Origin of the sequence: Psychrobacter sp. TB20-MNA-CIBAN-0197, assembly GCF_040309765.1 — a bacterium.
GTDB classification, from domain to species: domain Bacteria; phylum Pseudomonadota; class Gammaproteobacteria; order Pseudomonadales; family Moraxellaceae; genus Psychrobacter; species Psychrobacter submarinus.
Map to the genome: position 1 here is coordinate 1 of NZ_JBEOPC010000981.1, position 255 is coordinate 255.

Sequence of the window (255 nt, forward strand, 5' to 3'; positions counted from 1 at the left end):
CACCGGTCAGGCTGATGGCTGGTCGTATTTCTGGGTCGGTTTTTTCACCCTCGCCACGTACGGCAATGCCGGTTGGTTGCGTGAGCAGGTGTGCATCTACATGTGCCCGTATGCGCGCTTCCAGAGCGTGATGTTCGACAAGGACACGCTGATCGTTTCCTACGATCCGCGCCGTGGCGAAAGCCGTGGGCCGCGCAAGAAAGGCATCGACTACAAGGCGCTGGGGCTGGGCGATTGCATCGACTGCACGATGTG

1 protein-coding gene is annotated in these 255 nt (G+C 60.0%); it reads left to right on the forward strand.

Features of this window, described 5'->3' with window-relative positions; all coding sequences use genetic code 11:
- Positions 1-255: 4Fe-4S dicluster domain-containing protein (locus AAEY83_RS16810; protein ID WP_351060923.1), on the forward strand; the 255-nt coding region annotated here is incomplete at both ends.